Below are 25,569 nucleotides of genomic sequence, written 5' to 3'. Positions count from 1 at the left end.
ATGGCTCACCGCGCGTTGACCTGTGTAATGTAAGGAGCGCGCTTGCTCCTACAGCAATTGTCGTGTCGTAAATCACCTTGAAGCCCACGCCAAGGGCTCTGCAAAGCGGGTGTTTCTTGAAGCGTGTTGCGAGCGTGTTGCTGTTAGTTGTTTCTTTATTCATTGAAGTGTTCCTGTAATTGTTAGTGCTGCATGTGTCATCTTCCTTTGCGTCGTGGTTGGTCAACCATTCCCTGACGGCTTCTAGGGCAATGGCAAGCATTGGCGTGAGTAGTGCTACGACAGCGGTAATCACTGCAGGCGGGATTGTCAGTCCGGCTCCTACACTGCTTAGCGGTGCAGATGCTACCAGCTTCCAATGCCTTGGTAAATCGTAAGTTATTGTATATAGATACAATTTCAATAAATTGACGCCACGAACAAGGGCCCCGAAGGGCCCTTGCCGAGACACGATCACCTCCTTTTCGCTGCTGATATTCGTTACCAACCGATGGCCCAGGCTGCGCCCACGGCCGTGTCCTGCCCGCTGCGGGAAACCCCGATCGAGAAGGCCGATGGGGATCCGCGTGGGGTGGTCACGTCGCGGGTGTAGCCGATGGAAATGGCGGCTTGGCCGCTGCAGCCACCTACGCCTACGGCCAAGCGGTTGCGGTTCTCCCCATGGATGGCCGACGTCGAGGTGGCCATCTGGGCGTTGGCTTGGGCCATGGCGCAGATACCGCTCACCCGCTTGTCGAGCTGGCGGAAACGGCGGTCCGTCAGGTTCCAGCGGTCGTCTTGCTGCCGCTGGTAATCCCACAATTGGCCACCGTTGATCGCGTCCGAGGACCCTGCGGCGATCGCCCCCGCTGCCACCCCGGTTACCCGCTGGTTGCCGGCGTTGATCCCGGATCTGGTGACCGATGGACCGCCCTGGACAGTGAAGCCGTCGCTGTTGTGGATGGCCTTGGCCACCTGGACCGAGCCCTTTTCGGACAGTCCAACGTTGTCTTTCAAGCCAACGGTTTGGGTGCCGTCCCCGTTGTCAGTGACCTCGATGTTGGCCCCGGCCACCGTGGTGCTGCTTCCTCCGTCCTTACCGTCCTTGCCTGCTGGGCCTTGCGGACCGGTGGGGCCCTGTGGACCGGGGGTGCCACCACCGCCGCCAGGGTTTTGTTCCAGCTGGTGAACGCGCCCATCGAGATCGTAGATGGCACCGGCCACGGTGGTGTAGTTGTTACCGCTGCTCAGCTGGTAGTTCGGCGCCACGATCAAGCCGTTCACCATGGAGGCGCCAGCGCCCAAGGTTTCCACGGCGGTCCGCAGTTGGCTGACGGCCACGGCGTCGTCGTCCGCTTTGCCCAAGGCAACTTGGGTCAAGCGGCGGTTGCCAAAGGCTGCAGTGTCTTCTTCATCGCACGTGGTGTTGGCGCCCACGGCCACGCATCCCCATGCGTTGGCCACGGCACGGGGCCCCAATGCCACACTTTCTGTGGCGTTGGCCGTGGCAGACGCGCCGAAGGCGGCAGAGTAGGGCGCAAACGCCTGTGCCCATGGACCCACGGCGGTGCCGGCCTCGCCGGCAACGCCAGCGCTGTAACCGTAGGCGCCGGCAAAGTCGGCGGTTGCGTTGGCACCGGGCCCCACGGCGGATGCACCTTCGCCCTCGGTCTGGGATGCGGCGCCCAACGCGAGGTTGCGATCGCCTTGAGCATTCGCCCCGGCCCCGAAAGCCGCCGCGCCGTTTCCATCGGCTCTTGCGGTTGAGCCTACAGCGGTCCCGCCATCCCCGAGCGCGCGGGCACTAGAGCCGATGGCCACACCGGTGATCCCGCTGGCCAGGCTGTGCCCGCCAATGGCCACCGCGGAATCGCCGGTGGCTTGGGCTTGGGCTCCGACGGCGACGGCGTAAACCGCAAATGCCTGTGCGCGAGAGCCAATGGCGAGCGCATTTGAGCCCTGCGCTTCGCTCGAGAACCCCAGAGCGGTTGTATGGCATCCGCGAGCGGTGGCGCGATTGCCCACCGCAGTGGCCCCCAGGCACTCACCCGGAACGCCATTTTCATCCACCATTATCCCGCCGTCGGCGAGGGCGTCCGCCCCGATGGTCGTGGCCCCAACGGTCAACGATTGGGCGCGGTCGCCTACCGCAGTGGTCTCGGGTTTGGTGGCAACGGCACCGTTGCCCACTTGAACCTGGGCTTGCGCCGTGCCAGCAACAAGGCCTGCCAGCAAAGCGCAGTGGATGAGGGAGCGTTTCATGGGGTGGCCTCCTGGGTCTGAAATGAGTGAGCGTGTGCACTCACGAATAGATCAGATCCTGGAATGCGCAAGCCCCCCCCCAACGAAACTTCCCGGCGCAACGGCAGGAGGGGCCGTTGCGCCAGGAAGCGGTGGGGCCGACTTTTCCCCACCCCTGTTCTTCTACGACAGGGAAAAAATTCCGCAAGCCCCCTTGCGCGTTTTCGATTCTCCGCTTGCATGGGTGTATCGCTCATGTGAGTAAGGAGGCCTACTCATGTTTCAACGCTTGTTGCTCGCGCTCGCACTGGCCAGCGCACCCGTCTTGGTCCACGCGCACGCGGCAGCCACCGATTCCGTTGAGGTCCACGGGAAGAAGCCTGGGTTTTTCAAACGCCTGTTCCACCGCCACAAAGACGCCCCGCAGTGGGACGGTGTCCAGCCCGAGCTTCGCTCAGCGCTGGAACGCATCGCCTTGCAGATGAAGGACGAGGGCTACGACCTGCGGCTGATGGAGGGCTACCGTTCTAAACAGCGCCAGGCCGAGCTGCTCGCCAGCCAAAAGGGCGTGACCCAGGTGGGGCCAGGCAGCAGCTGCCACAACCACGGTTGGGCCGCGGACATGGTCATCTACAAGCGCGGGCGCCCTTCTTGGGACCTGAAGGACGAGCAGGTGCGGCAGGGCTACCAACGCTTCGGTGAGCTCGCCCAGCAGGCGGGATTGAGGTGGGGCGGGGCTTGGAAGAGCTTCAAGGACATGCCCCACGTCGAGATGCGCAGCGAGTGCCTGGTAGCCATTCGTGGCGGATCTGCCCCCCGCCGATCGCTGCAAACAGTGATTGCCAAGGCCGAGTCAGTGTCTGACGCACCGAAAGCACCCCGTTGGGCCTGGAGCGTCGATTCCGAGCTGGCGCCGGACTGGGCGTGCGAATCCGTGCTTTGCAGTGTGTCGTGGGCGACGGTGAGCCGGCCATGGAGCTATGGCGTAAGGCCGCCGTTGAAAGGACTCCGTCCAGAACCGTTTGCTGAGGCGTCCTGTCCCATGGCCCCAATTGCCCTGAGGCACACATGAGGAAGCGGTCCACCGGATTGCTTCCCTTTTCGGCGGAGAGTGGGGGCGAACGGGTCATCTGCCCTGATCGCGCCGGTTTGGAGAAGATCGAGATTGGCGATCCCAAGGGCGGCAAAAACGGCTGGATCCGTTGCACCGCAAGGGGTATGCTCATCGCGGGCACATTCAAGGGCACCTCCCAGATTCGTGAAACCCAAGCCGTCCAAGGGGTGAGGGCACTTCTCAAGGAAGTCCCACTCTCTCCGCCAGCTGTTTCAAAGAGCCCCTGGAAACAGGGGCTTTTTCGTTTCTACAGCCTTCGCTACCCGCCCGCTTACCCATCCACCTGCAAAGGTCGATTCTGCGCGATCTGCTGCAGAGCCCAGCCTTGCGCCTCGGATTGTATCCAGAGTGCGCGGCGACCGATGCGGATAGAGCGCGGGAAGCGGCCGGCCTTGATCTCTCCGCAGATAAAGGTGGTGTCCATACCGGTCATCTGGCGCACGCGATTCAGAGATAGCAACTCTTCCAGTTTTTCAGCTGCGCCCATGATGACCTCCGATACAGCGAGCCTTCGTAGAACGTTCGGCTAGCCCAAGCTGGAGCTGCAGAACGATGTCGATCCGCATATCGACCGATGCGGGACGCGCGCTGCGGGTCGGGCGATTCAGTCGGCGCCTGGCCTTGACGGCCTTGTCGGGATCGGCGTGCTTGCTGGTCGACCTGCAGGCGCACTCAACCAAGTAGCCACCGCCAGCGGACGCACAGCGTTTGTCGTAGATGTGGCGCGCGGTGACCGGCGGCGCAGTTCGGTAACCCTTCCGGGGGAGCTGATGTGTTCCTGGGGCATGTGTCAGCTCTGTTGGAAACGTGGGGGGCGGCGGGCGCTCTGAATCGTCGGGTTGATCTGTGCATCCGTCACCGCCGTGGCAGAATCCCGCCTGCCAAATTCCGAGATCCATTTATGCGTAGTTTCCTCACTGGGTTCCGTAGCTGGTTCTTGCAACCCCACGTTCTTGGACCGATATCGGCGGCAGTCGGAGCAGGCGCAGTAGTTTGCGTGTTAGGTATCCCAAAGCTCTGGACGGCTGAGGCAGCAGGCTGGGCGTCCGCTTTCGGCACTACTGTCGCCGCAACTGTTGCTTTGTATGTTGGCATCGCGCCAGAAGTTGCTCGCAGGAAGGCGAGCACCAAACGAGCGCTCGCGGTCACTCAGTGGGCGGAGGGATCGTTGGGCCGGCAGCTTGTACATCTGAAGTACGCAATCGAAGCTATGCGAGCCGCAGTTTTGAATCACGAAGAACGTGCGCTGGTTGTAGACGACCTGGGGGTTTTGGACGCCACTCCCGTGAGATCGATGGTGGACTACTTCGACTCGCTGGGACCAGAAGTTGTCCGGCATGCCGGTCGTTGCGTAATCGATATCGAGGCTGCGGTTCAGTCGACACGTAACATGAAATCGCTGCCGCGCGACTCCACGCTCGGCATGGACGGTACTCGAGAAATCTTTATCAACGCGTACATGTCGATTGACGACGCACGCATCGCATTCGCGACGTTGGTTTATGGAGAAGTGGAGAGCTTCTCGCCGCCCATTGAGGTCGTAATGGCGCGCAGAGCTGAACGCTACCGCGTGACACGACTGCAGGCTGACCAGCTGTAGGTGGGCTTATCCATTGCTCTGCTCCTGCGAGATGGTTGCCATGCGGGTGATCGTTCCGTCGGCTGCGACTTCGGCCGCGACGGTTGTGTCGCTGCCGGTGGCCAGGTCGAGGCCGATACGGGTAGGCGGAGGGATGGGCGGGATGCCGAGGCCATGGCGGCGAAGAAGTCGTGGTCGGTCACCACTGCACCCCTGTGAAGCTGAAATTGCAGGTGTGCTGACAGGTGCGGACCTTGGCCTCCCACAGCGGCGACGCGATTTCCTCCTCATGCGGTACCACGACGTCTTTGATGGCCTGGAACGAGGGCAGGGTGAAGTCTTGGAAGGCGGACAGCTTCTCGGCCAACCATATGGCGCGGTAGGGCGTCGGCAGACCGCGTTGCACGCACGCTCCGGTTTCCGCGTGTAGCAACGATGTTGTTCACGGTGGTGTCGGTGCTGTCGGCACCATTCATCGCCATTGACCGCCGGAAGTTCTCCTTCGCCTGGTTTCGGAGCAGCAGCGCACCCTTGGCGAGTGCGAGCTTGACCGGGCCGCCCCTCTTGCTAACAACGTCAGCCGGCAGCGCCTGTAGTGCCGAGAGCACGCTCTCGATCCCGTGAATCTGAACTTCGACCTTCATACCGGCTGCCGCCCGTCGTTGACGCCGGCTGACACCGGGAGGGTGATGTATTCGAGACCGGAAGCTTTGTCCGGCAGGAGGCTTGCGATGTTGCAGATCTCGCCTCGATGGATAAGGCGCATGGACGGCAACAGACAGTCGCGGAAAAGCATGGTGATGCGCGGTGACCGCCGATTGGGTCTGCCCAGACTGGATGAACTCACGGGCGGACAAAGCCATGAGGTTGCCACGGGACGGCGTGACGGCTGAGCTGAGGATGGATCTGCCGATCCCGCAGCTGGGCATCGTTCCAACTGCCGCCGCGCTCTGTGCGATCCGCATCGCCTTGTCCCCGAACTGGATGCTGATTACAGAGGCGCCGCAGGACGGCGTAAGGCTGATGTTTTGGGACTCAGTGAGCAAGCGGCCGGTGCTCGGCAGCTGGTGGGGCGATAACCTCAGGATCACGCACTATGCGGCCGAGCCGGTCGGACCGGAGTTTGACTGATGCACTTACAAATATGCTGTCGATCACTCACGCCTGATGAGACTTTCAATGGCCTTCTCGGCAGCCTTAGCCAACGGCATCAGACTCTCCGAGCACGACTCGAAAAATTTGTAGTCGTTCTCCTCGAAGGTCTCCTGAGCTCTGCAAGTAGCCAGATACCCGTAGACGGTTTGAGCCCCTGAAATGACGTCCAGCACAGGATGAATTGCATCGCCCAGGTCCAGGGCGTCCATCGCACGGTGTCTGATGCCAAGGTGTGCGCCATACTCCGCGAATGTTGTCGCAGGGCTTTTCAGGTTGTCTCGAAGATGGATTGTAGACACAACGGAGAGGAAGCCGGTCATCTCAATCCGCATAGAGACTGCAATGGCGCGAGCTCTTGTCGCTGCATTCGCGGTCTTTTCCTGCTGCAGCAAATCGGCGGCGGTCTTCCGCTCCAAAGCGCTTTTTTGCCGCTCCGCCCTCAGCTCTTCGTTAGATTCGGCTTTTTCTTTGGCGGCATTGTCGCTTGCTACCTTCTGGCGCCACATGGCAAACGCAAAGGTCCCAACAGTCAATCCTGCTTGGGTCCAGGTCGCCCATTCGCTTTGCGTCATGCAGATCGAGCTAGCGAGCCAGCTGCAGTAGTTGATTGGGTCCGCCACGCCACGTTCTCTGTAATTGTTCGGAGGATTGTATGCGCGAGGAACGCCTGATGCAGAGCAACCACAGGGATCGCGCGCTACTTGGCCTGGTCCACCAGTTCAGCTGCACCCTGCGAATTCTCTAGGTGTGCGAGGGCGGACCGAGCGAGCCATGCCACGGTAGTTAGTCTCGCAACGGGAAGGGCGCTAGCATCGAGGCCCACGACTGTGTCTTCGCCAGCGGGTCTCGGAGACTCCACCACGAGCGGACCCAAGGCAAACCCTTTCCGCGAAGAGAAGGCGGACATCTGGCGGCGGGCGAATGATCTAGAGGTGCTCCAGCTGTGGCGGCAGGGCCTCCCAAGGACATGGGCGGTGCGTGCATGAACGAGCTCATCCTGCCGTGGCCTAGCAAGGACCTGTCGCCGAACGGTCGCGTGCAAAGGAGTCAGAAGGCCAGGGCGGCGAAGCATGCCCGACAGACGGCGGTGGTGCTGGCGCACGAGGCCGGGTGGCGCGCTGCAGCTGCCGGCGGGGAAGCTGCACTTGTGGGTCAGCTTCCACCAGGCGCCGAGCAAGGCCCTGCCGGACGACGACAACATGCTGGGACGGTTCTAGGCGCACCGGGACGGCATCGCCCAGGTGCTGGGCTTCGACGACAAGCGGTTCATCAGCCACCCGCTCGTGAGCAGCGAGCGCCGGTCTCGCGGCCGGGTGGTGGTGCGGATTACGGGCGGGGCGGAGGCGGCCGGTCAATCAATGACAGGGGAATGGGCATGAATCCACGCGCGTCGATGGGGCGGCTGGGGCCGACGACGGTGAAGTTCGATATCGGCCGGGGTGGCGGCAAGCCGGACCTGACGAACCAGGACATTGCCGCGGCGCCGGGGATGGTGCTGGCCGGGCCGGGCTGGGCTGGGTCGGGAGCTGCTGGAGGAGTGCTGGTGGCCAGACGGCGGCGCCGCGCTGCGCCGGCACAAGCTGCGGGACGCGGTGATCGCGCTGGTGACGCTGGAGCTGCAGCGGCAGCAGCGCCGGCTGGCGGGGGCCCGGGCGGATCTTGGTCTGGCCGAGGTGTGCATCGGCTGGGGCGGCGCGGCGACGGCGGAGCGGCGGGCTAACCGGGATGCGGCCCAGCAGTGGCTGGGTCGGGTGAGGGCGCAGTGCTGGCCGATCAACACCCTTGAGTTGTTGCCGACGCTGGCGTCGGCGGTGATCGGCGAGATCGCCAAGCGCCCGCACTGCGCGGCCTGCGAGGGCAGGGTCCAGGCGATGCTTGGGGAGCTGCTGGTGCCATGCACGGTGTGCGGAGGGGCGGGGCTTGGCGCCGTAAGTGACGGCCGCAGAGCTGCCACCATTGGCCGGGATGAATTTACCTACCGGGCTAAGTGTCGCGGGGTCTATGAGTGGCTACTGCAGCGAATGGCTGAGGCTGAACAAGAAGCCGCTTGGGCGCTTATGATGACGCTGGACAGGGGAAATGGATAGGTTGCATGAATGGACACAAAGTTTAAGCGCCGAGCGCTGGCTGTAGTTATGTTGGGTGGGGCCCTGTGGGTGTTCGTGCGTAGGCCATTTGTTGTTCTTGCGTTCTGTGCGGCGCTTTACTTTAAGGCCGAGAGTTGGCTTGGAGTTCGGCCGCTGAGCGCGTTAGAAATCCTGCAAGTATTGTCAGGTGCCCCTGAGGTAGCTGTGGCTGGCGCTGGTGTGCTGGTGGCGATGGCGTCAGTAATCGCGTTCCGAAACGTCAAGCGCCTAGACTTGGAGCTGGCTGCCGCTGCGTCGATATCTGTTGTCATCCGGGACACTGGGGCGCTCCTAGTCCGGAATCGCCTGTACTGCGAGCATTTGCTGGAGGCACGAGATCTATACTTCGCGTGCTTCGATGGTGAAACGGCATCGTTTGCAGAGAGGACATCCGCGCGCAGGGATCGGGATGTCTCGTGGGCATGTCTTCTTGATACTACCGACCAAGCTCGAAAGGATCGCGCCGAGATATGGGTCCTCGTAAGAAGGATCATTGACCTGAATGATCAGCATGGGCCGATCATTCGAACCAGTATTATCGTACCGTGGCTCTTGGAGAGGGCCCAGGAAAACCTTGAGGTTCTGGCTGCGGCGACGGTTTTTGTCACCCCGGAGAGGGATAGCAAAATCACCGAATTCATGCCGGCTTTCTTTCTTAACGGAGTCAAAGATGCCGCTGATTATCTGTGTGTAGACGACAAGCATCGGCTGAAGGTACTTGCATACCTTGGCGGGGCGGCCTCAATTGGCTCCACGTCAGTGGCCCCTGTGTCGCTAGTCACTGCTGTCCGGATGTTCGCCAAGATATGGAGGATCTAGGTGCGGGATTGATGCTCCCGCACTTTATGGCGTAGATTCACTACCACCGCGCACGACCTGATCCCGGCCATCCAGCAGGGGCTTTTCATTTCCGGACCCGCCATGATTCTGACCGCCTCGACAATCCAGCAGGCTGTCGGCTGCAGTGTCGCAGTCGCCGCCCCATGGGTGCAGCCCCTGATCGAGGCCTGCACGGCGTTCGGCATCAGCACCCCGGCGCTCTTGTTCAAATCGGACGCGACGCCGATGACCGCGCCCACGCCTGCCAAGCCGTCATTGCAGCAGACCGTGCCGAGGTGACACCGTGAGCCTGCACGTCCGTCTGCATCGGATCGAGATGATGGGCGCGCCGCGAGGATCGCCCAGGGCAAGCGCTACGCTGAACGCTGGTGCGCGGCCAGGCTCTACCCGGAGATGCGCCTGCGTGCGGCTGTGGCCCGGCTGACTGACACCACGCCGATCCAGCGGGCACTGCCACCACCAGGGCTGCCGCTGACCTGTGAGCAGCAGCAACAGGCCCGGCGCTTGGCCGAGGCCGGAGCTGTAGAACTGGCGCGAATCAAGGAAGCGCTGGAACCGCGCCGACCGCCGAAGGGGATCAAGCCCAGGACGAAGGATCCGATGAAGGCATGGGTGAGGGCAGGGCGAGCGCAGCTCCGCAGGGGCTACTGACCAGTAGCCCGTTTCCGGCTTTCTCGAGCTCAAGCTAGGGAAAGTGGCTGCCAAGCTGCCAAGCATTACGAAGGCTCTGCCGCCGCTTGGCTGAGGTGGGAACGAATGAGCTGGAGCGAGTAAAGAAAGCGCTGAAGCCGCGTAGGCCGCCGGTGTTGGCCAAAGCTAGGGTCAATAGACCCAATAATGTCTTGACAAAGGAGTTGTGTTTTCTGGCTTTTAGCCTGAAGTAAATTAAAATGGGATGTCAAAAGGAACGATGTCGAGCTTTCCCAAGTATCGCGCTTTCTTCTTGAAAATTTCGCTCAGCTCGGCCTTAAGTTCGGCGTCTGTGTTTAGCGCCTCTGCTTCACGCTCCGTTAAATCAATTGATATTTCAAGTCCATCCTTGGTTGCGCTAAGGAATACATCGCCAGAAGGCATGGATATCCCCAGTCTCGCACACGCCTTGCTCAGGTATTGCTTTACAAGGTAGCTGGTCTCGCCTTTGAAGTATTCGCGGACTGCATGGGATGTGGTTATGGATTCGAAGCTTTTGCTTACTTCTTTTTCAAAAAAATCTCTGTTGTGAATATGAAGAAGGTTTAAATTATGTATCCATCCGTCAATGGCGGATGATTTAACAAAGTGCACAGATGCGCTCGTGTCCATCTTCTTTACGATGTAGCGAGTAAAGCAGGTGATGCCGTCGGTGGCATGTACTTTTTTTGATGTTCCATCGAATTGAACATCCACCATTTCTGCGTCGAATACGGCATGCAGGGAGAAGGTGTAGATTCGCTTTCGATGTGGTTTATCGGATTGAACTCTTTTGCTAAGCTCGTGATCAAGCGCCTTTATTAGGGTTGTGAATGAATTGAAGTAGGGTAAATTATTGTGCGCAGCTCCCTTATCGTCCACCATCTGGAAGGCAAATACATCGCGTTGGGCTATGAGCGTTTGCTTTACTGAGTCTTGCATACTCTCAAAGTATCGATCCTTCCATTTGGAACTTGCCAGGTGTGACTTCATCGGCTGTAGCCGGGTTACGTGATGGACTGGTTCCCAATCAGCATTTGGGTCCCTCGCTGGGCGTGGGCGCGATACAAATGCTGCAATATTCTTTGCATCTTTTTTACAGCTGATTAGCGCGCATGTGAGGACATGAATTTCATCTTGCTGGGCGATCTTGTAGGCAAGTATGTCAAGCTCCCGTGCTTGGTTGCTCACATCGTCTATGTAGTAGCTTCCGCTAATGGTCTTCCATCCTTCGTTCTGTAGAGAAGTCACTACGTCATGCTCAAGCACGAACCCGGTTTTAGCGATGGCTTCAAGTATTTTTTGATCCTTCGGCATTGAGGATTCCTCGCTAGTCTTCTGTTGGCCAATCATATCCCGCGCGCGTCGGCCAAGCCGATCACGTGCAGCGGGCCTAAGCCCATTTCCTACTCATCCATGTACCCGCCCAGCATACGCGGCTTCCTGCGAAGGCGTACGAACCAAGCCGGGTGATAAAGCGTAGCTGGCGCAAGGGCTGAGACTGGTTTCACGAAGGCGCGCGGACGCTAGGGACCCCGTAAGTTCAGACACTCTCTCCGCCAGGATTCCAGAAGGCACCTAGAGATAGGGGCCTTCTTGATTTCTCAGGCGTCTCTACCTGCGTAGCTGTCCTCAGCTGAGGGCAGGGATGGATGCTAAAACTCCTGGCAGAGCATCAAGAAATCGATTTAGACTTTTGCTGCAGTGAAGTGATCCCGCTGTTTCACGCGGAGTCTGCTTGCGCCGTATCCCTATGTCCTTGCTGAGCCGGCGGATAAGAAGCGCCTCCACTGGATCGGTGGGATGTACCGAGGGACAACAGCACGAAACGCCGTGTACTGAGCTAGTATTCAGGTTTCACGGACAGGACTAATCATGAGTGAAATGGATGCGGTGGACCCGGCTTCGGCAGAACAGTCACGAGTAGAGAGTGAGACGCTGCCGCTTGTCATCCAGACGGTCGGAGGTTTGTCGGCCGCGGTTGGCGTCATCAGCATCGTGTTGGCGCTTACTGGCATTGTTCCCTGGCTTTTGGGATCAGGCGTCTCCGCGCTTCTTGCTGCGCCTTTCCTCTATGGCTTTGCGGACATCGTGCTCAGCTTGAGAAGGCTGTGCTCAAAGCGTTGATGCAGGTGCTGGAAAAGGATCCATAAGCCGGCCCAGTGCCGGCTTTCTCTTTGTGGGAAAGTGGGAGTCCGTGGTCCTGCCGCCCGCTACAGCCGGCCGCTCACCGCTGAGGTGTGGTGTCTGCGTGCTCGAACGGATGGCATTTCTTGGACGGCTACCCGCGTCGCCCAACCTTCGGCTTGTTGTGGCACAACGGATAACTTGAGCACGACCGGAAAGCCCCATGCGGCCCATTGCGGTCCACAAACACGCCGACCTTGCACACTGGGCAGCGTTCTTCATTGATGGCCACGCCAGACAGGCTTGTTATTTCCACTGCCCCGTCCTTCACCAGCTCATCCAGGAACGGCGAGCGCTTCCCCTGCAGGGTGAACATGGCCACCGACCGTCGCGCCCGCGTCAGCGCGACATAGAACAACCGCCGTTCTTCGCTCAGTGGGTAGGTATCCCCCTCCGGCATTGCCAGGGAAAGCACCGGGTCATCCGCGCGCAGGCTCGGGAAGCTGCGGTTGATCATGCCCGGCAGGATCACGTAGTCCGCTTCGCGCCCCTTCGATCGATGTGCGGTCAGGAACTCGACATCCATCGTGCTGCCGAAGGCCGTCTTCCAATCTGAAGGCACTGCACCGCGATCCGCGCGATACCGCCCCAGAACAAAGACCGTCACACGCCCGTTGCGGCCCTGTGGAACGGCCCCGGACAGCAGCTGCTGATGCAGCTTGGCGAGGTACTGGCGAACACCATCCTGCACCTCCTCACGCCGGTTCATCTGGAACGCCTGCAGTACCGGGCCCATCGCCGGTGCAGCTGAGCGAACTGCTTTGGCGATCTGCGCGGGGTTGCGACTGATGAGGCGGCTGGACACATCGCAGAGCGCCTGTGGGCAGCGGAACGTCTGTTCCAGTTTCAGCACCTGGCCATGGCCCATCCACTCGCGGAATCCGGTCATCACCGAAACGTCGGCCCCGGCGAAGCGGTTGATCGATTGCCAGTCATCGCCCACCGCAAACAGATGGCGGCCCGGTTGGCTGACCAGCGCACGGCAGAGGCGTGCGCGGGCGCGCGAAGCGTCCTGGAATTCATCGGCCATCACCAGATCGTAAGGCGATTCGTAGCGGCCCTGTTCCAGCAGTCCAGCGGCCATATTGAGCATGTCTTCGAAGTCGATGCCACGCTCGTCAGCCAGCGCGTTGTCCCAGGCCTGGAAGACCGGCCCGGCGATTTCCAGGAAGCGACGGTGCCGCTCCTTGAACTGGTCTTCGGGCATCTGCCGCAGGCGTGCGGCCATATCGTCCAGCGTCAGGCAGTTGCTCTTGGCGTGGGCAATGAAGGTGCGCATCAAGCCGATCAGGTCCGCATCGGGCATCGGTTTGGCGCCCTGATCGGGCAGCTCGCGGTCCGGGTTCGGGTCGAGCTCGATGTCGCACTCGCCCAGCTTCTCTGCGAGGTCCAGCAGGGCATGCCCGCTGCGCAGGCCAAAGGATGTCGTCTCGACAAGGGCCGTGCCGCGTGCCACATGCTGCTGGCGCTTCCAGTGCATCCCTTCGCTGTAGTTGGCAATGTGCTTCGGCGGCTGACCATCAGCATCCAGCGCAAAGTGCTCGTGATACAGCCCGGCGTCCGGATAGTAGAAGTCCGGGCGATACTGGCGATGGGTGTCTGTCGCGGTATCGAACTCGTAGCGCCGCTCGTAGTCGTACGTCACGCCGTTGTAGAAGAGCCAGTCGGCGATGACGCACTCTTCCAGGCTCTTCACCCGTTCCCCCTGCAGGGTACGGATGTAGGGCGTGCCATCGCGGTCGTAGCCATCGGCCTCCATTTCCGCGCCGAATGGCGGCAGGTCGCGCCCGAACACCAAGCGGAACATGTCCCATTGGGTACGGAAGTGGGTCGAGCGATCCTTCAGATCGTCCACCAGTTCGGCCAGCTTGTTGAAGCCCAGAGTGGCGTCAGTGGTCCATTCGGGGATGTCGGGCTTGCGACCGGTGGCCTTGGCGACGATGGCCAGGCCGAGGGCGTGGAAGGTCCGGGCTTCAACCACGGTGTCGCCCATGCCGAGCCGGTCGAAGCATTGCTGCGCGCGCTCTTCAAGCTCCCTGGCGGCGTCCTTGTTGAAGGCGAGCATCACGATCCGTTCGGGTTCGACAAAGCCGCGATCAATGGCATAAGCGGCCTTGGCGACCATGGTGGAGGTCTTGCCAGAGCCAGCGGAGGCGACGACCTGCACGCGGTTGTCGAAACAGATGACGGCGCGGGCCTGTTCGTCGGTCAGCGGCTTGCTCTCGACCCGGTCCAGGAAGTCCTTGGCCAGTACCAGCTCCCGCGTCGCCATGGTCGCATTGGCGTCCCCCCATACGGCGGGCCAATCCAGCTGCCAGTCGTGCAGGGCATCCAATGCGGCACGATGGCTATGGGAGTGCAGGTCGTCGTGCACATCCTCATCAAGGAACAGCCGTTCCAGCTCGGCCGGCGACAAGGGCAGGGTGGGGCGCTCGGCCAGCAGGATGTGCTGCTGTTCGTGGGTGATCCAGCGGCGGCCGGCGGTGCCCCGGTCAGTGAGGGCGTCGGCCTCGGCCAGCCACGACTGGATCTGCTCCAGGATGTCCTCGAAAAGCGCCTTGCGCCCGCGTGTGGTGCGCGCGAAGAGCACCTGCTGGACAGCAGCCGCGAGGCGGGAAGCTTGGCCGTTGGGAAGGCCGTCCACGGACAGCGTTTCGCCGTCCTCGCTCTGCAGCGCAACCCTGGCCCAGAACAGGCCCGGAAGAATCCGCACACGCTGGTCATCATCGATGTGTTGGCGGTACTGCCGGCCTTCAATCAGAAGCTCGACATGCTCGCCATCCAGCCGCAGCCGCCAGTCCGGCGAGCGGGTCACACGCTGGCCCCAGCCCGAGGGGCGCCATTCCATAGACATCCAGATACTGCCTTGCGTACGTCACTGGGCGTAAAGTGCCCTTACAGCCCCATGATAAGGGGGCTTGATCAGGCGCGTGACTGTTGCCGTGTGGTCGGAGTGGGTTAGGCTGTCGCCATGCCGTAGCGGATGGCTCCGACTACTCCGTGGATGGCGCCCCGGGAAGGAATCCAATGCCTGCAGGAATGTTCTCTACATCTGGCCGCAACTGCCTTCTGGCTGTTGTACTGTCTTTGGCAGCACTGCCTGCGGCGGCGCAATCGTCCACCCCATCACTGTTCTGTGGCTTCTGGACTGAGGAAGCGGACGGAACATGGAGTGTGTCCCGGGAGGTGGACGCAGCAACGGGTGCCACGGCATCGCGCGACACCTACGAATGGACGTCAAACAGCACGCCATTCGGCACTGGCATGGCCAGCAGCTGGACCCTGAATTACTACTGGCCACAAGACGCGACGCGCCAGAAGGCTGTTCCAGAGGCTGAGGTCGTAGTGGTCATGGGTTTCCGTTTTGACGCCAAGGAAATCGGCCAGGAGCCGAAGGATCCCGGACACACCTGGATACACCTGTATCGGTCGGAAGATCCGAACAAGCAGTTTTCGGTCTACTCCACCAGCCTGACAGGCAATATGGACTGGAATCGCCGCCGAAACGGAAACCTCGGCGGAAGGGCTTTTCTGTCTTTGGATACGCTGCTGGCTTACGGTACGGGCCTGGAAAAACTGGTGTGGCACATCCGCGGTGCGCCTAACGCTCTGGGTGTGACGGAAAGTTACGCCAAGGGCGTGCTGCCCATCGCGACGATGCGCAGCAAGCTGGCGAAGATTCCGAAGCTACGTGCTGAACTGGACCGGAAAGCGGGGAAGTTTCGCAGCGAATGCAAGCTGCCGATTGAAGTTTCAGAATAGCGCTGCATTGACGCACAGCACGGCATCGGCCCCGCGGCGGCAGCGTGCCACCGCGGGACTGCCTGCCGTCACGCATTCACATCCACAACAATCCGCCCACGCAACTTGCCCGGAATGATCTGGTCGTAGACGTCCAGCACGCCGGCAAGCCCGATCAACTGCACGGTGCTTTCCAGCTTCTGCGGGTCCAGATCGGTGGCAAGACGATCCCAGGCGCGCTGGCGGACGGCCTGCGGCGCATTCACCGAATCCACGCCGGCAAGCGTCACGTTGCGGAGAATGAAGGGCAGCACCGAGCCATGCAGATCATCACTCTGCGCCAGCCCGCAGGCGGCCACTGCGCCACGGTATTTCGTCTCGGCAATGGCGTTGACGAGGGTGGGGCCGCCCGCCACATCGACCACGCCGGCCCAGCGCTCGGCACTCACCGGCCGCTCGCGCGGGGCTGAAAGCTGCGCGCGGTCGATGATCTCGGCGGCGCCCAGGCTGTGCAGATACTCGGCGTGTTCAGGTCGCCCGGTGGCAGCCACTACGCGATAGCCAAGCTTGGACAGGATCGCCACCGCAATCGAGCCGACGCCGCCGTTGGCGCCGGTGACCAGCACATCGCCCTTCCCGGGCGTCACGCCTGCATCTTCCAGTGCCAGCACGCACAGCATGGCGGTATAGCCTGCTGTGCCGATGGCCATGGCGTCGCGGGTGCTCAGGTTGGCGGGAATCCTGTTGAGCCATTCGCCGCGAACACGGGCACGCTGGGCGAGGCCGCCGTGGTGGCCCATGCTGAGATCCCAGCCGTTCAACACCACGCGGTCACCGGGTTGGAAACCGGCATTGCCCGATTCCAGTACAACGCCAGCCAGATCGATGCCAGGGATTAACGGGAACGTCCGGATCACCGGGCGCGTGCCGGTGAGGGCCAGCGCGTCCTTGTAGTTCAGCGTGGAGTACTCGACCTGCACCAGCACGTCGCCATCCATCAGGTTGGCTTCATCGAAATCGACCAGCTCCGTGGAAACGCCGTCGTTGGTCTTGCGGGTCAGCAGTGCCTTGAAACTCATGGTGCGGTCTCACGTTCAGTGGATGAGCCCATGCTAGGCTCGCACCGTTATCGCAACAAGAACGATGATTTTCCGTAGGTACTATGGTTTTCCGGAGTATGCATGCGTAGCAGGCGTTGGGACGGCAAGAGCGGTTGCGCGGTGGAAGTCACGCTGTCGGTGATGGGCGGCGTGTGGAAGCCGATCATTCTGTTTCACCTGATGACAGGCAAGCGACGCTTCATGGAGCTGACGCGGCGTGTGCCCAACGCCACCCAGTCCATGCTGACCAGCCAGCTGCGGGAACTGGAGGCTGACGGCGTGGTGATCCGCCACGTGTACCCGGAAGTGCCGCCGAAGGTGGAATACGAACTGTCTGAATTCGGGCGCACGCTGGTGCCGGTACTCCTTGCCATGCGCGAGTGGGGTGAAACCTATCGCGGCCATAAGAGCGAGGACGCCAACAGCTGAAGGATGAAGGGGCCGCGTACGTGCTTTCGCTGCGCGCACTTCGGTTTCGCCAACGGCCGCGGTCACCGGTGGGCAGCGTGTGTCTCGATGGACGTGTCGTGTATGGCTGGATAGGGTGTCCAGATAGCGCACGCCAGCCGGGCACGTTTGCTGGCGAAGTGCATCAGTCGATGGATAACCCGCCATGCCGTGACGCTACCGGCGTAAGACCGCGTCAGCGCGGGGTTTTCCTACTTCTCAGTGCAGGTTCAGTGCGGCAATCATGCCCGCGCCAAGGCACTCGCCCTGGCCGGGATTGGCGTCCCGAACTTACGTACCACTACCGGTCGTGCTTGCTGCCTTGGCGGCAGCCGCGACAATGCACCGCCTGCCAGTTCATGGCGGACGGTGCGTGGGGATTTCCTGATCCGCCGGCTTTATTGGTACGTATCCGGCACGCCAACCCGCACCGTCCGCCACCTTGCATCTGCAGGTGGCCACACCGTGAGGTTGTCGCCATGCCTGACCGTACCCCTGACGTTCCCCGCCTGCGCGAGCTGCTCGGCACCGCAGTGCGCGATCTTCCCGCGGCCCTGGCCGAGAAGCTGGAAGGCGCGCTCTGTGAATCTGCGGAATCCGTCGTGCCCTCAGCGTTCTTCGCGCACCTTCAAGCGCATGGCGGGAATCTGCGCGCCGACGGCCAGCTCTGGACCGAAACCCGGCTCAGCCCAGGCCGAGCCTTCGATCTGGCCCTGGCCACCCGCAGCGCGTCGGGCATCACTGCGCTTACCGCCTTGCTGCATGCCGCGCATGTGGCGCGGGAGAGCGACGATCCCGCGTGCTACCCGTCCGCAGCGCTGGTCGACGGGCTGTTCAACGCCTGCCAGGCCCTGTCGCTGCAGCTGGAATGCTGCCTGGTTCCGTGAAAGGCCGCGATGCGGTTCCTGTTCCGTTGACGCCCGCTTGCCTATAGTGGCCCAGGAGCCCTGCAATGGAATGCCCATGCACGTGATGTCCCCCCGCCGTTGTCTGCCGCTGGCACTTGCCATCGCAGTGAGTGCCAGCGCGTGTGCACGGCCGCCGTCCACCGAGAATGAAAGGAATCCCGCCATGTCCGGCGCAACCCAGACCGGCCGCACGATCAACGGCCACACCTATACCGATGCGCCCGTGGACGTGAAGCTCGGGCCGAATACCTTCCGCATTCCGGCCAATTATCTGGACAGCCAGATCGCACCGTGGCCCGGAGAAGGTGTGACCCTGGTCATCGAATGGCCGGACATGAAGCCGACGCCGCCGGGCGCCCGGGCGAACCCACGTACGAATGATTTCCGGAAGGAGATTCCCATTCGGATCAACTACGTTGATCGGGTTCCCGTCGAAACACTGCTCTCAAGGCTGTCGTCAAATGAAGCCATCACGGAGGAGGGTTCTGTGGAAAGGGAGGATCCCAGGGACCGTCTCGATCAACGCGTTGCACAGCCGGAGACCTTGGGTCTGACGCCCTATGCAATCGATGAAGCGAAGATGGTGTTGTACGCGAAGAAGCATGAGGCGCGGTACGGGAAGCCGCCTGTTCGCAATCCGGCCTATGAGAGAGACTGGTACATCGCACGCCAGGGCGATGGCCGGATCAGCTCGTTCATCAAATGTGACGGCGAGGAATTCCGACGCGATGGCGTGCGGTTGGAGGGGGGCGAGGTGATCAGCGAGCCGGGAGAAGTGGCAGCGGGCTGCGTTCACTATTTCGTGGACATCGACAACAGGCTGTCCATCAGCCTGGACTACAAGAGAGCGTTTCTGAAGGACTGGAAGCGTATGGAAGCGGCCGTCAGGGATGTCATCGCGCGCACCCGGTCCAAGTGATCGGTGGTTCAGGGAAGAGAAGGGGTAAGGCATGAGTGGATTGACCGAACACGATCTCAGAATCCTTGGCAGCTATGCCAGAGATGGCAACCGCGAGCTTTACTGGAACTACCTGTCGCAGCTGCCGGGCGCCGATGGGTACGGGACACTGGCGCTGGGTGTTGTACGCAATGACAGCCTGCCGGGGCGCGTAGCGAACAGCTATGCACAGAGCTACGCGAAGACCCAGCAGGAAGAGGGATCCCGTTTCTCGAATGCACAGTTGACCGAGCGGCAATGGGAGTCCTTCGGGCAGACCCTGCTCGAAAGAGATCTTGAACTGCGGCGGCAGTGGATGAACGAACGCCGCCCAGACCTGGCACTGAATCTTCCCGGCAAGGATGTGATGCTGGCCCACGACCGGGCATTTGAACGGCATGAGCTCGATCCCAACTGCTGGACGCCGCGCGTGCTGCTGCAGGCGGCGGAGCAGAAGAGCGGCCCCGAGAAGCTGGAACAGATCTGGACCAACATGCTCAACAACGACTACGCCGGAGGCCCCCGCGTAGGCAACACCAGCGTCGATGCCATCAGCCAGATGGGATGGACGAAGGGCGGCCAGTACCTGACCCGCTTGAGTGTGCTGGAAGCCACCCAGGCCCTGGAAGGGCGCTCGGCGGTCGATCCGAACATCATCGGTGGCAACAGCTATTACGCGATGTACTTCGAAGCGGACAGAAAATGGGCAAGCGTCAATGCGGGCGGCGGTCACATGTCGCTGCGCGAGATCACCGATCCCGCCCGTATCGCTGAACTCAACGACGCGCGCGAGGTTCGTCTGGAACGCCAGGAAAAACGTACCCAGTTCCACCCGGACGACCCGTATCGGACCATTACCCGCAGCCCGCTGACCGCAGCGGCGGACGACGTGCCGGATCCCTCACAGGCGCCGACCCGCCTGGCGGACATCGGCCCAGGCCATCGGGAGTACGCACTGATGCAGCAGGTGCGCGAAGGCGTTGCCGCGATCGATGCCAGCGCCGGGCGTACCCACGATGAGAACAGCGAGCGTCTTGTGGCGAGCGTGATGGCCTTGGCCCGCCGCAACCAGCTTGAACGCGCCGATCACGTGCTGCTGAGCGCCCAGACGGCCGACACTCCCGCAGGGCGGAACGTGTTCGTGGTGCAGGGCGAGATGAACGATCCCGCCCACCTGCGCGTTTCAATGCCCACAGATGTAGCAGTGCATACGCCGGTTGCGCAGTCGTTGCAGCAGATGGAAGCCGCCAGTCTGGAGCGGCAGCAGACCGCCGGGCAACACCAGCAGGATATCGAAATGCAGGCGCGCGAAAATAACGCGATGCGGATGGGATGAAATCACTCCGCCCACGCGTATGGAACCTCTTCAGTAGCAAGGGGCAGCGCCTGGCAGCCAATGCCAGCCCCCGAAATGGGGGCCGGCACACATCACGGCAGTGCGTGACTTACGGGATGGTGCAGCCGCTGTTCCGCAGGCAGCGGGCAAAAGCCGGGTAGCACACCTTCTCGCCATTGCCCGCTGCGAGGCAGGCCTCGTACGCGGTGTAGCACGGGGTACAGCGGGACTGCGCGGAGGCACTGCCGATTCCCAGGGTCAGTGCAGCAGCCGCAATAGCAACAGACAGCTTGAATCCAATCTTCATGCTTCACTCCGTTGATAGCCCTCCTTGGGCACCTCGGAGGCTAACGTGGGAAGAGGGTGTATTCAACCCGCACCGCGCCCGAATGGGTATCCATCTTCAGCGCCCCGCCCTGGATTTACTTTGTTGTTGCGTCTGCAGTCTGAGCGGCAACCATGGCCTGTTGCATTTCCTTCAGCGACAGATAGCCATCACCATCGGTGTCCAGGCCCGCGAAGTACTTCGCGATCTCCGGCACCACGTTGGCTTCCTCCTTGCTGATCCTGCCGTCTTTGTTCCTGTCCATCGCGGAAAACGCGGCGTCGATGGAATCGGCCTGCTTGCTGAAACGTTCCTGCTGAAATTTCGCGTACTCGACCTTGTCAACGCGTCCGTCGTTGTTGGCATCCATGGCGGTGAATGTGGCGTCGATGTAGGCCTGCTTCGGGTCGGTCGGTGAGGCCTGGGCCAGCAACGGAGCAGCGCACAGCGCGATCAGTAGAGTGATCCTGGTCATGGGTGGTTTTTCCTTGAGAGATACAAGTCAGCGGCAGGGATAGGTGTAGCCGTCGGAGCCGCGATAGGTGTCGTTGCGGCGGTCGTAGTTGCCGTAGCGGTTCATGCAGTAGTCGGCGCGCTCGCGGGTCTCACGCTCGCGTTTGGCGGCAGCGGCAATCACGCCGGCCACCACCGCTGCACCTACCACGCCCATCACGACACCGGCGGTCTTGGCATCGTGCCGGCGCTCGCGTTCGCGCTCATGATTCCGCTCACGTTCGCGCCGTTCCCATGCATCGCGCTCCCGATCGCGGTAGTCCTGGTTCCACTGCGGGTTGTAGCGGTCGCCACGCTGCGCATGGGCGTCGCCGGCGTACGGCATCAACACCAGCTGCGCAGCGACCGCCAGAATCAGCGCGGTTCTTCCTGTCTTCAGAAACATCGTCCAGCTCCTGTGCGGACATCGTTGGTAGCCGTAGTACACCCTGCAGACATTGCGCGAACCTGCCGTCAGGGCGAGCAATTGCAGCGGCTATCGAACCAGCGCCTCCACAGGATCCAGCTGTGCGGCACGGCGTGCCGGCAGGAAGCCGAAACCAACACCGATCAGGCTGGAACACACGAATGCAGCCAGAATCGAATTGACGGAGAACACCAGGCTGAAGCCCGCATCGGCCAGCTCCATCACCGCGCCCAGCGCCAGCGCCACGCCGATGCCGAGCACGCCACCGAGCAGGCAGACCAGCACCGATTCGATCAGGAACTGCTGCAGGATGTCGCTGCGTCGCGCGCCCACCGCCATGCGCACGCCGATCTCGCGGGTTCGCTCGGTCACCGAGACCAGCATGATGTTCATGACCCCGATTCCGCCCACCACCAGTGCGATGGCAGCGATGGAGCTGATCATCATGGTCAGGATGCCGGTGGTCTGTTCAATGGATCTACGGATCTGCGCGTTGTTGCTCATGTAGAAATCGGTGCTGCCGTGGCGGCGAGTCAGCAGTCGCGCGATGGCCTGCTCGGCCGCTTCCATGCTGATCGCATCCGAGACGCGCACGGTGATGCTGGAGACGTGGCTCTGCCCCAGTACGCGCGCCATTGCGGTGGTGTAGGGCAGCCATACCCGCAGCAGCGATGCATCACCGGCCGCACCGGCGTCCTTCTTCACCACACCCACCACACGCACCGGAACATTGCCCAGCAGCAGGGTCTGCCCGATCGGGTTGTCGGTCGCGGCGAAGAAGCGTGCGCGGGTATTGGCGTCGATCACCACCACCTGCTGGTAGCCGGCCACGCCGGGTGGACCGAAGAAGGCGCCCTCGCCGAGCTTCAGGCCATGCACGCGGAAGTACTGCTCGCTGACGCCCTGCACCTGCACACTGGCAGAGCGGTTGCCGCGCAGGGCGGTGCCGCTGGTGGCAACACCCGGGGTGGCGCTGTCCACGAATGGCTGCCGGGCCAAGGCCACGCTGTCGCCGGGGGTGAGTGTTTCCACCCGCGCCGAGTGCAGGTCGCCAAAACCGGAACCGGGATAGATCTCGATCGTGTTGGTACCCAACGAGGAGATGTTGGACAGGATGGCCTGCCGTGCACCGGTGCCCAGTGCTACCACCGCCACGACCGAAGCAATGCCGATGATGATTCCGAGCATGGTCAGGAAGGTGCGCATGCGGTGGGCGTTCATCGCGCGCAGTGCCATGCGGAAGGCTTCAGCGAACCGGTCCCGCCAGACCTGCCAGCCGCTGCTACCCACGGATTGGGGCGCGGCTGGCGTCGCCACGCCCGCTGCCAGAGCTGTACCGGTTGCACGATCATCCACGATCCGCCCATCGCGGATTTCGATGATGCGCTGCGCATGCTCGGCCACGGCCATGTCATGCGTGACCAGCACCACGGTATGACCCTCCGCGTGCAGCTCGCCGAGGATCTTCATCACCTCCTTGCCGGAATGCGTATCCAGCGCACCCGTGGGTTCGTCGGCGAAGATCACCGCGCCACCATTCATCAGCGCACGCGCAATCGAAACGCGTTGCTGCTGGCCGCCCGAGAGCTCGCCAGGGAGATGCTGCATGCGCTCGCCCAGACCCAGCCGCGACAGCAGGGTGGCTGCCCGTGCATGGCGTGCTTCGGCAGGCATGCCGGCGTAGATCGCAGGCACCTCCACATTGCTCAGCGCAGTCAGATCGGTCAGCAGGTGGTAGCGCTGGAAGATGAAGCCGAAGTGCTCGCGGCGTAGTTCGGCCAGTTCATCAGGCGACATCTGCGCGATCTCGCGCCCGGCGATCTGATAGACGCCGGCGGAAGGGCGATCCAGGCAACCCAGGATGTTCATCAGCGTGGACTTGCCCGAACCGGATTGGCCTACGATGGCCACCAGTTCACCTGCGTGAATATCCAGGTCGATGCCGTCGAGTACCACCAGTGTCTGCTCGCCCGCGGCAAATTCACGGCGTACGCCGCGAACGCGCAGCAGTGGCTCGGTCATGGTCGTACTCATTTGGGCTGAGCGGGTGCGCTGGTGGCTTCGACGTTGGCCTGCGCCAGCACGACCTGTTCGCCTTCCCTCAGCCCGTCGCGTACTTCCACCTGGATCTGGTCATCCAGCCCGGTGGTGATGCGCCGCGTGCTGGCGCGGCCGTCGGCACCACGGACCTGCACGCTGTAGCTGCCATCGGCGGTGCGCGCCCCCAATGCGGCCGAGGGAATGGTCAGTACGTCGTTGGCGCGGCCCAGCACGATGCGAACCTGCGCGGTCATGTAGCTGCGCAGGCGGCCATCGGCGTTGTCCACGTCGAACTGGCCGTTGTAGTACATGGCCGTGCGGCTGCCACCCGACACCGCCGGTGCGGCGAGGCTGGAACTGTCTTCGTTGGTGATCGATTCCGGTGCTGGCGCTATATCCCGAAGCCTGCTGCTGTAGCGGCGGCCGGCATCACCAAGGATGGTGAAGAACGCCTCCTGCCCAACAGCGGTGTGTACGACGTCAGCCTCGGAGATCTCGGCGTACACCGTCATCACGTCCTGATTGCCCAGCATCACGATGGTCGGTGCGCTCTGCACCGCATTCACGGTCTGCCCCTGGCGCGCGACCACGGCCAGTACGGTGCCGTCGGTGGGGGCGGTGATGCGGGTGTACTCGAGATTGGTCTGCGCGACATCGACGTCGGTCTGTCGGCGCGCAACTTCACCGTCCAACGCGGCGATCTGTTCACGGGTGGCGTCGACCTTGGCCTTGGCTGTATCGAAGTCGGCGCGGGCAACCAGTTGCACGGCAGCCAGTTGCTGCTGCCGATGCAGTGTCAACTCGAACTGGCGCAGGTCGGTGGCCAGTGCATCGCGGTTGGCGCCGCGGTGCGCTGTGCGGCCTGCGCGCTCAGCAATGCATTGCGCTGCGTGCGCGAATCGATATCGGCGATGGGATCGCCGGCTTTCACTTTGTCGCCCAGTTTCACATGCAGGGTGTCGATGCGGCCGGAGACCTGCGCACCCACGCTGACCAGCCGCGAGGGCTTCAGCGTGCCAGTGGCTTCCACCACCTGTTCGATGTTGCCGCGAACGACCGGCGCAACCTGCAGGTTCGGAGGTGGTGCGGGCCGCAACCATGCAAACAGAATCAGCGCGCTGCACAGCAGGGCGGCAGCAATCATGAGCGCCCGGCGGCGCTTGCGTGGTGCGGCGCTCATCGTCGCAGCATCCAGTAGAGACAGGTCATCGCGGGTCCTCGTGGCAGAAGAGACACACGTCTGGCGTGGCAGACGGGGTTGGCCGTCGAGTCTCGATGCGCTGGGTTGCGTGAACCTTGCGGGGCTATCGCTGTGTCAGCGTGCGGCAAGAAGGGCGAGCAATGCTACGGCGATGAACTGCAGGGCGCTACCGAGAACCAGCAGTGCATTGCGCAGCCGGTGACCTGACAATCGCGCACCGAAGAGTTGACTCACCGCGCCGGCCAACAACCAGAAGAATGCTGGAACAGGCAGCTTCGTCATTCCTGCACCGATGGCGATCAGCAGCGCGCTGGCAATCATTATCCCAGCGGCATGATCATCTAGAGCGCGCAGCAGTGGTGACATCGGGCGCGAGGTTGCCGCGCGCCATGCCGCCAACCCATGCAGCGCGGCATGCACGGCAACGAACAGGAGCACGGCAGCGGCCGCCGCTGCACTCGCGTGCCTATACGTTGAAGCCACCAGTGCAATGCCGGGCAGCAGCAGGAACAAGGCGCCGAACAACCGCATCAATACACCTGCGCGCTCGGTTTCGGGAACTGCCCGCAGCCAATGCGGCCAATGTTCCAGGCCGAGTGCGCGGCCAGTGCGTGGGCGGCGATTCCATGCGGCAGCGGTAAGGCCCGGCGAATTCCGCGGTGGCACAGTGCGCGTGGAAGAGGACGGTGGAGGAGCTCCTTGGGTCACATGCAGGCTTCCTGTCA

General features: G+C 62.2%; 24 protein-coding genes and 2 pseudogenes. 13 read left to right on the top strand and 13 right to left on the bottom strand.

Features of this window, described 5'->3' with window-relative positions; translation table 11 throughout:
• Window positions 1-480 precede the first annotated feature (480 nt).
• Window positions 481-2,241 carry an adhesin gene (locus tag ACZK2V_RS14225; RefSeq protein ID WP_061478911.1) on the bottom strand — a complete coding sequence of 587 codons (1,761 nt, stop codon included), beginning with the start codon at window positions 2,239-2,241 and terminating at the stop codon, window positions 481-483.
• Window positions 2,242-2,497: 256 nt separating this feature from the next.
• On the opposite strand from ACZK2V_RS14225, the gene ACZK2V_RS14220 reads away from it, so the two are divergent.
• Window positions 2,498-3,292 carry a M15 family metallopeptidase gene (locus ACZK2V_RS14220; protein WP_061478910.1) on the top strand — a complete coding sequence of 265 codons (795 nt, stop codon included), beginning with the start codon at window positions 2,498-2,500 and terminating at the stop codon, window positions 3,290-3,292.
• A gap of 313 nt (window positions 3,293-3,605) precedes the next feature.
• On the opposite strand, the gene ACZK2V_RS14215 is transcribed toward ACZK2V_RS14220, so the two are convergent.
• On the bottom strand, window positions 3,606-3,821 hold the full coding sequence (locus tag ACZK2V_RS14215) for a helix-turn-helix transcriptional regulator (protein WP_486322532.1): 216 nt from the start codon (window positions 3,819-3,821) through the stop codon (window positions 3,606-3,608).
• Window positions 3,822-4,331: 510 nt separating this feature from the next.
• Here ACZK2V_RS14215 and ACZK2V_RS14210 point away from each other — a divergent pair.
• Window positions 4,332-4,934 carry a hypothetical protein gene (locus tag ACZK2V_RS14210; RefSeq protein WP_486322531.1) on the top strand — a complete coding sequence of 201 codons (603 nt, stop codon included), beginning with the start codon at window positions 4,332-4,334 and terminating at the stop codon, window positions 4,932-4,934.
• 178 nt (window positions 4,935-5,112) lie between these two features.
• Here the strand turns inward: ACZK2V_RS14210 and ACZK2V_RS14205 are convergent, their stop codons facing one another.
• Entirely contained in the window at window positions 5,113-5,319 is a 207-nt protein-coding gene (locus ACZK2V_RS14205; RefSeq protein WP_486322530.1) for a hypothetical protein, read from the bottom strand.
• A gap of 401 nt (window positions 5,320-5,720) precedes the next feature.
• On the opposite strand from ACZK2V_RS14205, the gene ACZK2V_RS14200 reads away from it, so the two are divergent.
• Window positions 5,721-6,044, top strand: coding sequence for a hypothetical protein (locus ACZK2V_RS14200; protein ID WP_486322529.1), 324 nt, complete (start codon window positions 5,721-5,723; stop codon window positions 6,042-6,044).
• Window positions 6,045-6,067: 23 nt separating this feature from the next.
• Here ACZK2V_RS14200 and ACZK2V_RS14195 read toward each other — a convergent pair whose 3' ends face one another.
• Complete coding sequence (locus ACZK2V_RS14195) at window positions 6,068-6,640, bottom strand: hypothetical protein (protein ID WP_143050535.1); 573 nt, start codon at window positions 6,638-6,640, stop codon at window positions 6,068-6,070.
• A gap of 410 nt (window positions 6,641-7,050) precedes the next feature.
• On the opposite strand from ACZK2V_RS14195, the pseudogene ACZK2V_RS14190 reads away from it, so the two are divergent.
• The 4 genes and pseudogenes from ACZK2V_RS14190 (at window position 7,051) to ACZK2V_RS14175 (ending at window position 9,313) form a co-directional block, all read left to right on the top strand.
• Window positions 7,051-7,447, top strand: a pseudogene (locus ACZK2V_RS14190) (hypothetical protein).
• A gap of 213 nt (window positions 7,448-7,660) precedes the next feature.
• Complete coding sequence (locus tag ACZK2V_RS14185; RefSeq protein WP_486322528.1) at window positions 7,661-8,155, top strand: hypothetical protein; 495 nt, start codon at window positions 7,661-7,663, stop codon at window positions 8,153-8,155.
• 9 nt (window positions 8,156-8,164) lie between these two features.
• Window positions 8,165-9,013: a hypothetical protein gene (locus ACZK2V_RS14180; RefSeq protein WP_227199653.1), complete on the top strand. Its 849-nt coding sequence runs from the start codon at window positions 8,165-8,167 to the stop codon at window positions 9,011-9,013.
• Window positions 9,014-9,115: 102 nt separating this feature from the next.
• Window positions 9,116-9,313: a hypothetical protein gene (locus ACZK2V_RS14175; RefSeq protein ID WP_486322527.1), complete on the top strand. Its 198-nt coding sequence runs from the start codon at window positions 9,116-9,118 to the stop codon at window positions 9,311-9,313.
• A 606-nt stretch (window positions 9,314-9,919) separates the two neighbouring features.
• On the opposite strand, the gene ACZK2V_RS14170 is transcribed toward ACZK2V_RS14175, so the two are convergent.
• Window positions 9,920-11,020, bottom strand: a complete 1,101-nt coding sequence (locus ACZK2V_RS14170) for a hypothetical protein (RefSeq protein ID WP_486322526.1) — start codon at window positions 11,018-11,020, stop codon at window positions 9,920-9,922.
• Between the two features lie 558 nt (window positions 11,021-11,578).
• Between ACZK2V_RS14170 and ACZK2V_RS14165 the strand changes: the two genes are divergently transcribed.
• Window positions 11,579-11,830 (top strand): hypothetical protein, encoded by a 252-nt coding sequence (locus ACZK2V_RS14165; RefSeq protein ID WP_486322525.1) that lies wholly within the window; start codon window positions 11,579-11,581, stop codon window positions 11,828-11,830.
• Window positions 11,831-11,984: 154 nt separating this feature from the next.
• Here ACZK2V_RS14165 and ACZK2V_RS14160 read toward each other — a convergent pair whose 3' ends face one another.
• Window positions 11,985-14,738, bottom strand: coding sequence for a UvrD-helicase domain-containing protein (locus ACZK2V_RS14160; RefSeq protein ID WP_486323331.1), 2,754 nt, complete (start codon window positions 14,736-14,738; stop codon window positions 11,985-11,987).
• A 179-nt stretch (window positions 14,739-14,917) separates the two neighbouring features.
• On the opposite strand from ACZK2V_RS14160, the gene ACZK2V_RS14155 reads away from it, so the two are divergent.
• Window positions 14,918-15,652: a hypothetical protein gene (locus tag ACZK2V_RS14155; RefSeq protein WP_486322524.1), complete on the top strand. Its 735-nt coding sequence runs from the start codon at window positions 14,918-14,920 to the stop codon at window positions 15,650-15,652.
• A gap of 68 nt (window positions 15,653-15,720) precedes the next feature.
• Here ACZK2V_RS14155 and acuI read toward each other — a convergent pair whose 3' ends face one another.
• Entirely contained in the window at window positions 15,721-16,710 is a 990-nt protein-coding gene (acuI, locus tag ACZK2V_RS14150; protein ID WP_486322523.1) for an acrylyl-CoA reductase (NADPH), read from the bottom strand.
• A 102-nt stretch (window positions 16,711-16,812) separates the two neighbouring features.
• Here acuI and ACZK2V_RS14145 point away from each other — a divergent pair, with 102 nt between their 5' ends.
• The 4 genes from ACZK2V_RS14145 to ACZK2V_RS14130 all read left to right on the top strand — a co-directional run bounded on the left by ACZK2V_RS14145 (window position 16,813) and on the right by ACZK2V_RS14130 (window position 20,359).
• Window positions 16,813-17,160 (top strand): winged helix-turn-helix transcriptional regulator, encoded by a 348-nt coding sequence (locus tag ACZK2V_RS14145; protein ID WP_049398249.1) that lies wholly within the window; start codon window positions 16,813-16,815, stop codon window positions 17,158-17,160.
• A gap of 497 nt (window positions 17,161-17,657) precedes the next feature.
• Window positions 17,658-18,065 (top strand): hypothetical protein, encoded by a 408-nt coding sequence (locus ACZK2V_RS14140; RefSeq protein WP_486322522.1) that lies wholly within the window; start codon window positions 17,658-17,660, stop codon window positions 18,063-18,065.
• A 76-nt stretch (window positions 18,066-18,141) separates the two neighbouring features.
• Window positions 18,142-19,005, top strand: coding sequence for a Smlt3025 familytype IV secretion system inhibitor (locus tag ACZK2V_RS14135; protein WP_486322521.1), 864 nt, complete (start codon window positions 18,142-18,144; stop codon window positions 19,003-19,005).
• Window positions 19,006-19,036: 31 nt separating this feature from the next.
• A complete protein-coding gene (locus ACZK2V_RS14130; RefSeq protein WP_049422481.1) occupies window positions 19,037-20,359 on the top strand; it encodes a Smlt3024 family type IV secretion system effector in 1,323 nt (440 codons plus the stop codon).
• 109 nt (window positions 20,360-20,468) lie between these two features.
• On the opposite strand, the gene ACZK2V_RS14125 is transcribed toward ACZK2V_RS14130, so the two are convergent.
• From ACZK2V_RS14125 to ACZK2V_RS14100, 6 genes and pseudogenes are all read right to left on the bottom strand, one after another.
• Entirely contained in the window at window positions 20,469-20,666 is a 198-nt protein-coding gene (locus ACZK2V_RS14125) for a hypothetical protein (protein ID WP_032128612.1), read from the bottom strand.
• A 115-nt stretch (window positions 20,667-20,781) separates the two neighbouring features.
• On the bottom strand, window positions 20,782-21,159 hold the full coding sequence (locus tag ACZK2V_RS14120; RefSeq protein WP_486322520.1) for an EF-hand domain-containing protein: 378 nt from the start codon (window positions 21,157-21,159) through the stop codon (window positions 20,782-20,784).
• 27 nt (window positions 21,160-21,186) lie between these two features.
• The gene (locus ACZK2V_RS14115) at window positions 21,187-21,582 is read right to left on the bottom strand and encodes a hypothetical protein (protein ID WP_486322519.1); all 396 of its coding nucleotides are present in this window, start codon (window positions 21,580-21,582) and stop codon (window positions 21,187-21,189) included.
• A gap of 90 nt (window positions 21,583-21,672) precedes the next feature.
• Entirely contained in the window at window positions 21,673-23,637 is a 1,965-nt protein-coding gene (locus tag ACZK2V_RS14110) for a MacB family efflux pump subunit (protein WP_049422478.1), read from the bottom strand.
• Window positions 23,634-24,823, bottom strand: a pseudogene (locus ACZK2V_RS14105) (efflux RND transporter periplasmic adaptor subunit). Before ACZK2V_RS14105 ends, ACZK2V_RS14110 begins: the two are co-directional and overlap by 4 nt.
• 135 nt (window positions 24,824-24,958) lie before the next feature.
• On the bottom strand, window positions 24,959-25,375 hold the full coding sequence (locus ACZK2V_RS14100; RefSeq protein ID WP_049422476.1) for a hypothetical protein: 417 nt from the start codon (window positions 25,373-25,375) through the stop codon (window positions 24,959-24,961).
• Window positions 25,376-25,569 lie beyond the last annotated feature (194 nt).

It is taken from the genome of Stenotrophomonas sp. 93052_Sma, from assembly GCF_056481145.1.
The sequence above is the reverse complement of the archived record's forward strand: the minus strand, read 5'-3'. Positions and strand labels throughout refer to the sequence as shown.

Coding starts and splice junctions, on each gene's coding strand:
- ACZK2V_RS14225 (WP_061478911.1), bottom strand. CDS start 2,241: ATGAAACGCTCCCTCATCCACTGCGCTTTGCTGGCAGGCCTTGTTGCT.
- ACZK2V_RS14155 (WP_486322524.1), top strand. CDS start 14,918: ATGCCTGCAGGAATGTTCTCTACATCTGGCCGCAACTGCCTTCTGGCT.
- ACZK2V_RS14130 (WP_049422481.1), top strand. CDS start 19,037: ATGAGTGGATTGACCGAACACGATCTCAGAATCCTTGGCAGCTATGCC.
- acuI (WP_486322523.1), bottom strand. CDS start 16,710: ATGAGTTTCAAGGCACTGCTGACCCGCAAGACCAACGACGGCGTTTCC.
- ACZK2V_RS14110 (WP_049422478.1), bottom strand. CDS start 23,637: ATGAGTACGACCATGACCGAGCCACTGCTGCGCGTTCGCGGCGTACGC.
- ACZK2V_RS14175 (WP_486322527.1), top strand. CDS start 9,116: ATGATTCTGACCGCCTCGACAATCCAGCAGGCTGTCGGCTGCAGTGTC.
- ACZK2V_RS14145 (WP_049398249.1), top strand. CDS start 16,813: ATGCGTAGCAGGCGTTGGGACGGCAAGAGCGGTTGCGCGGTGGAAGTC.
- ACZK2V_RS14115 (WP_486322519.1), bottom strand. CDS start 21,582: ATGTTTCTGAAGACAGGAAGAACCGCGCTGATTCTGGCGGTCGCTGCG.
- ACZK2V_RS14135 (WP_486322521.1), top strand. CDS start 18,142: ATGCACGTGATGTCCCCCCGCCGTTGTCTGCCGCTGGCACTTGCCATC.
- ACZK2V_RS14215 (WP_486322532.1), bottom strand. CDS start 3,821: ATGGGCGCAGCTGAAAAACTGGAAGAGTTGCTATCTCTGAATCGCGTG.
- ACZK2V_RS14220 (WP_061478910.1), top strand. CDS start 2,498: ATGTTTCAACGCTTGTTGCTCGCGCTCGCACTGGCCAGCGCACCCGTC.
- ACZK2V_RS14160 (WP_486323331.1), bottom strand. CDS start 14,738: ATGGAATGGCGCCCCTCGGGCTGGGGCCAGCGTGTGACCCGCTCGCCG.
- ACZK2V_RS14195 (WP_143050535.1), bottom strand. CDS start 6,640: ATGACGCAAAGCGAATGGGCGACCTGGACCCAAGCAGGATTGACTGTT.
- ACZK2V_RS14120 (WP_486322520.1), bottom strand. CDS start 21,159: ATGACCAGGATCACTCTACTGATCGCGCTGTGCGCTGCTCCGTTGCTG.
- ACZK2V_RS14170 (WP_486322526.1), bottom strand. CDS start 11,020: ATGCCGAAGGATCAAAAAATACTTGAAGCCATCGCTAAAACCGGGTTC.
- ACZK2V_RS14180 (WP_227199653.1), top strand. CDS start 8,165: ATGGACACAAAGTTTAAGCGCCGAGCGCTGGCTGTAGTTATGTTGGGT.
- ACZK2V_RS14125 (WP_032128612.1), bottom strand. CDS start 20,666: ATGAAGATTGGATTCAAGCTGTCTGTTGCTATTGCGGCTGCTGCACTG.
- ACZK2V_RS14100 (WP_049422476.1), bottom strand. CDS start 25,375: ATGCGGTTGTTCGGCGCCTTGTTCCTGCTGCTGCCCGGCATTGCACTG.
- ACZK2V_RS14165 (WP_486322525.1), top strand. CDS start 11,579: ATGAGTGAAATGGATGCGGTGGACCCGGCTTCGGCAGAACAGTCACGA.
- ACZK2V_RS14140 (WP_486322522.1), top strand. CDS start 17,658: ATGCCTGACCGTACCCCTGACGTTCCCCGCCTGCGCGAGCTGCTCGGC.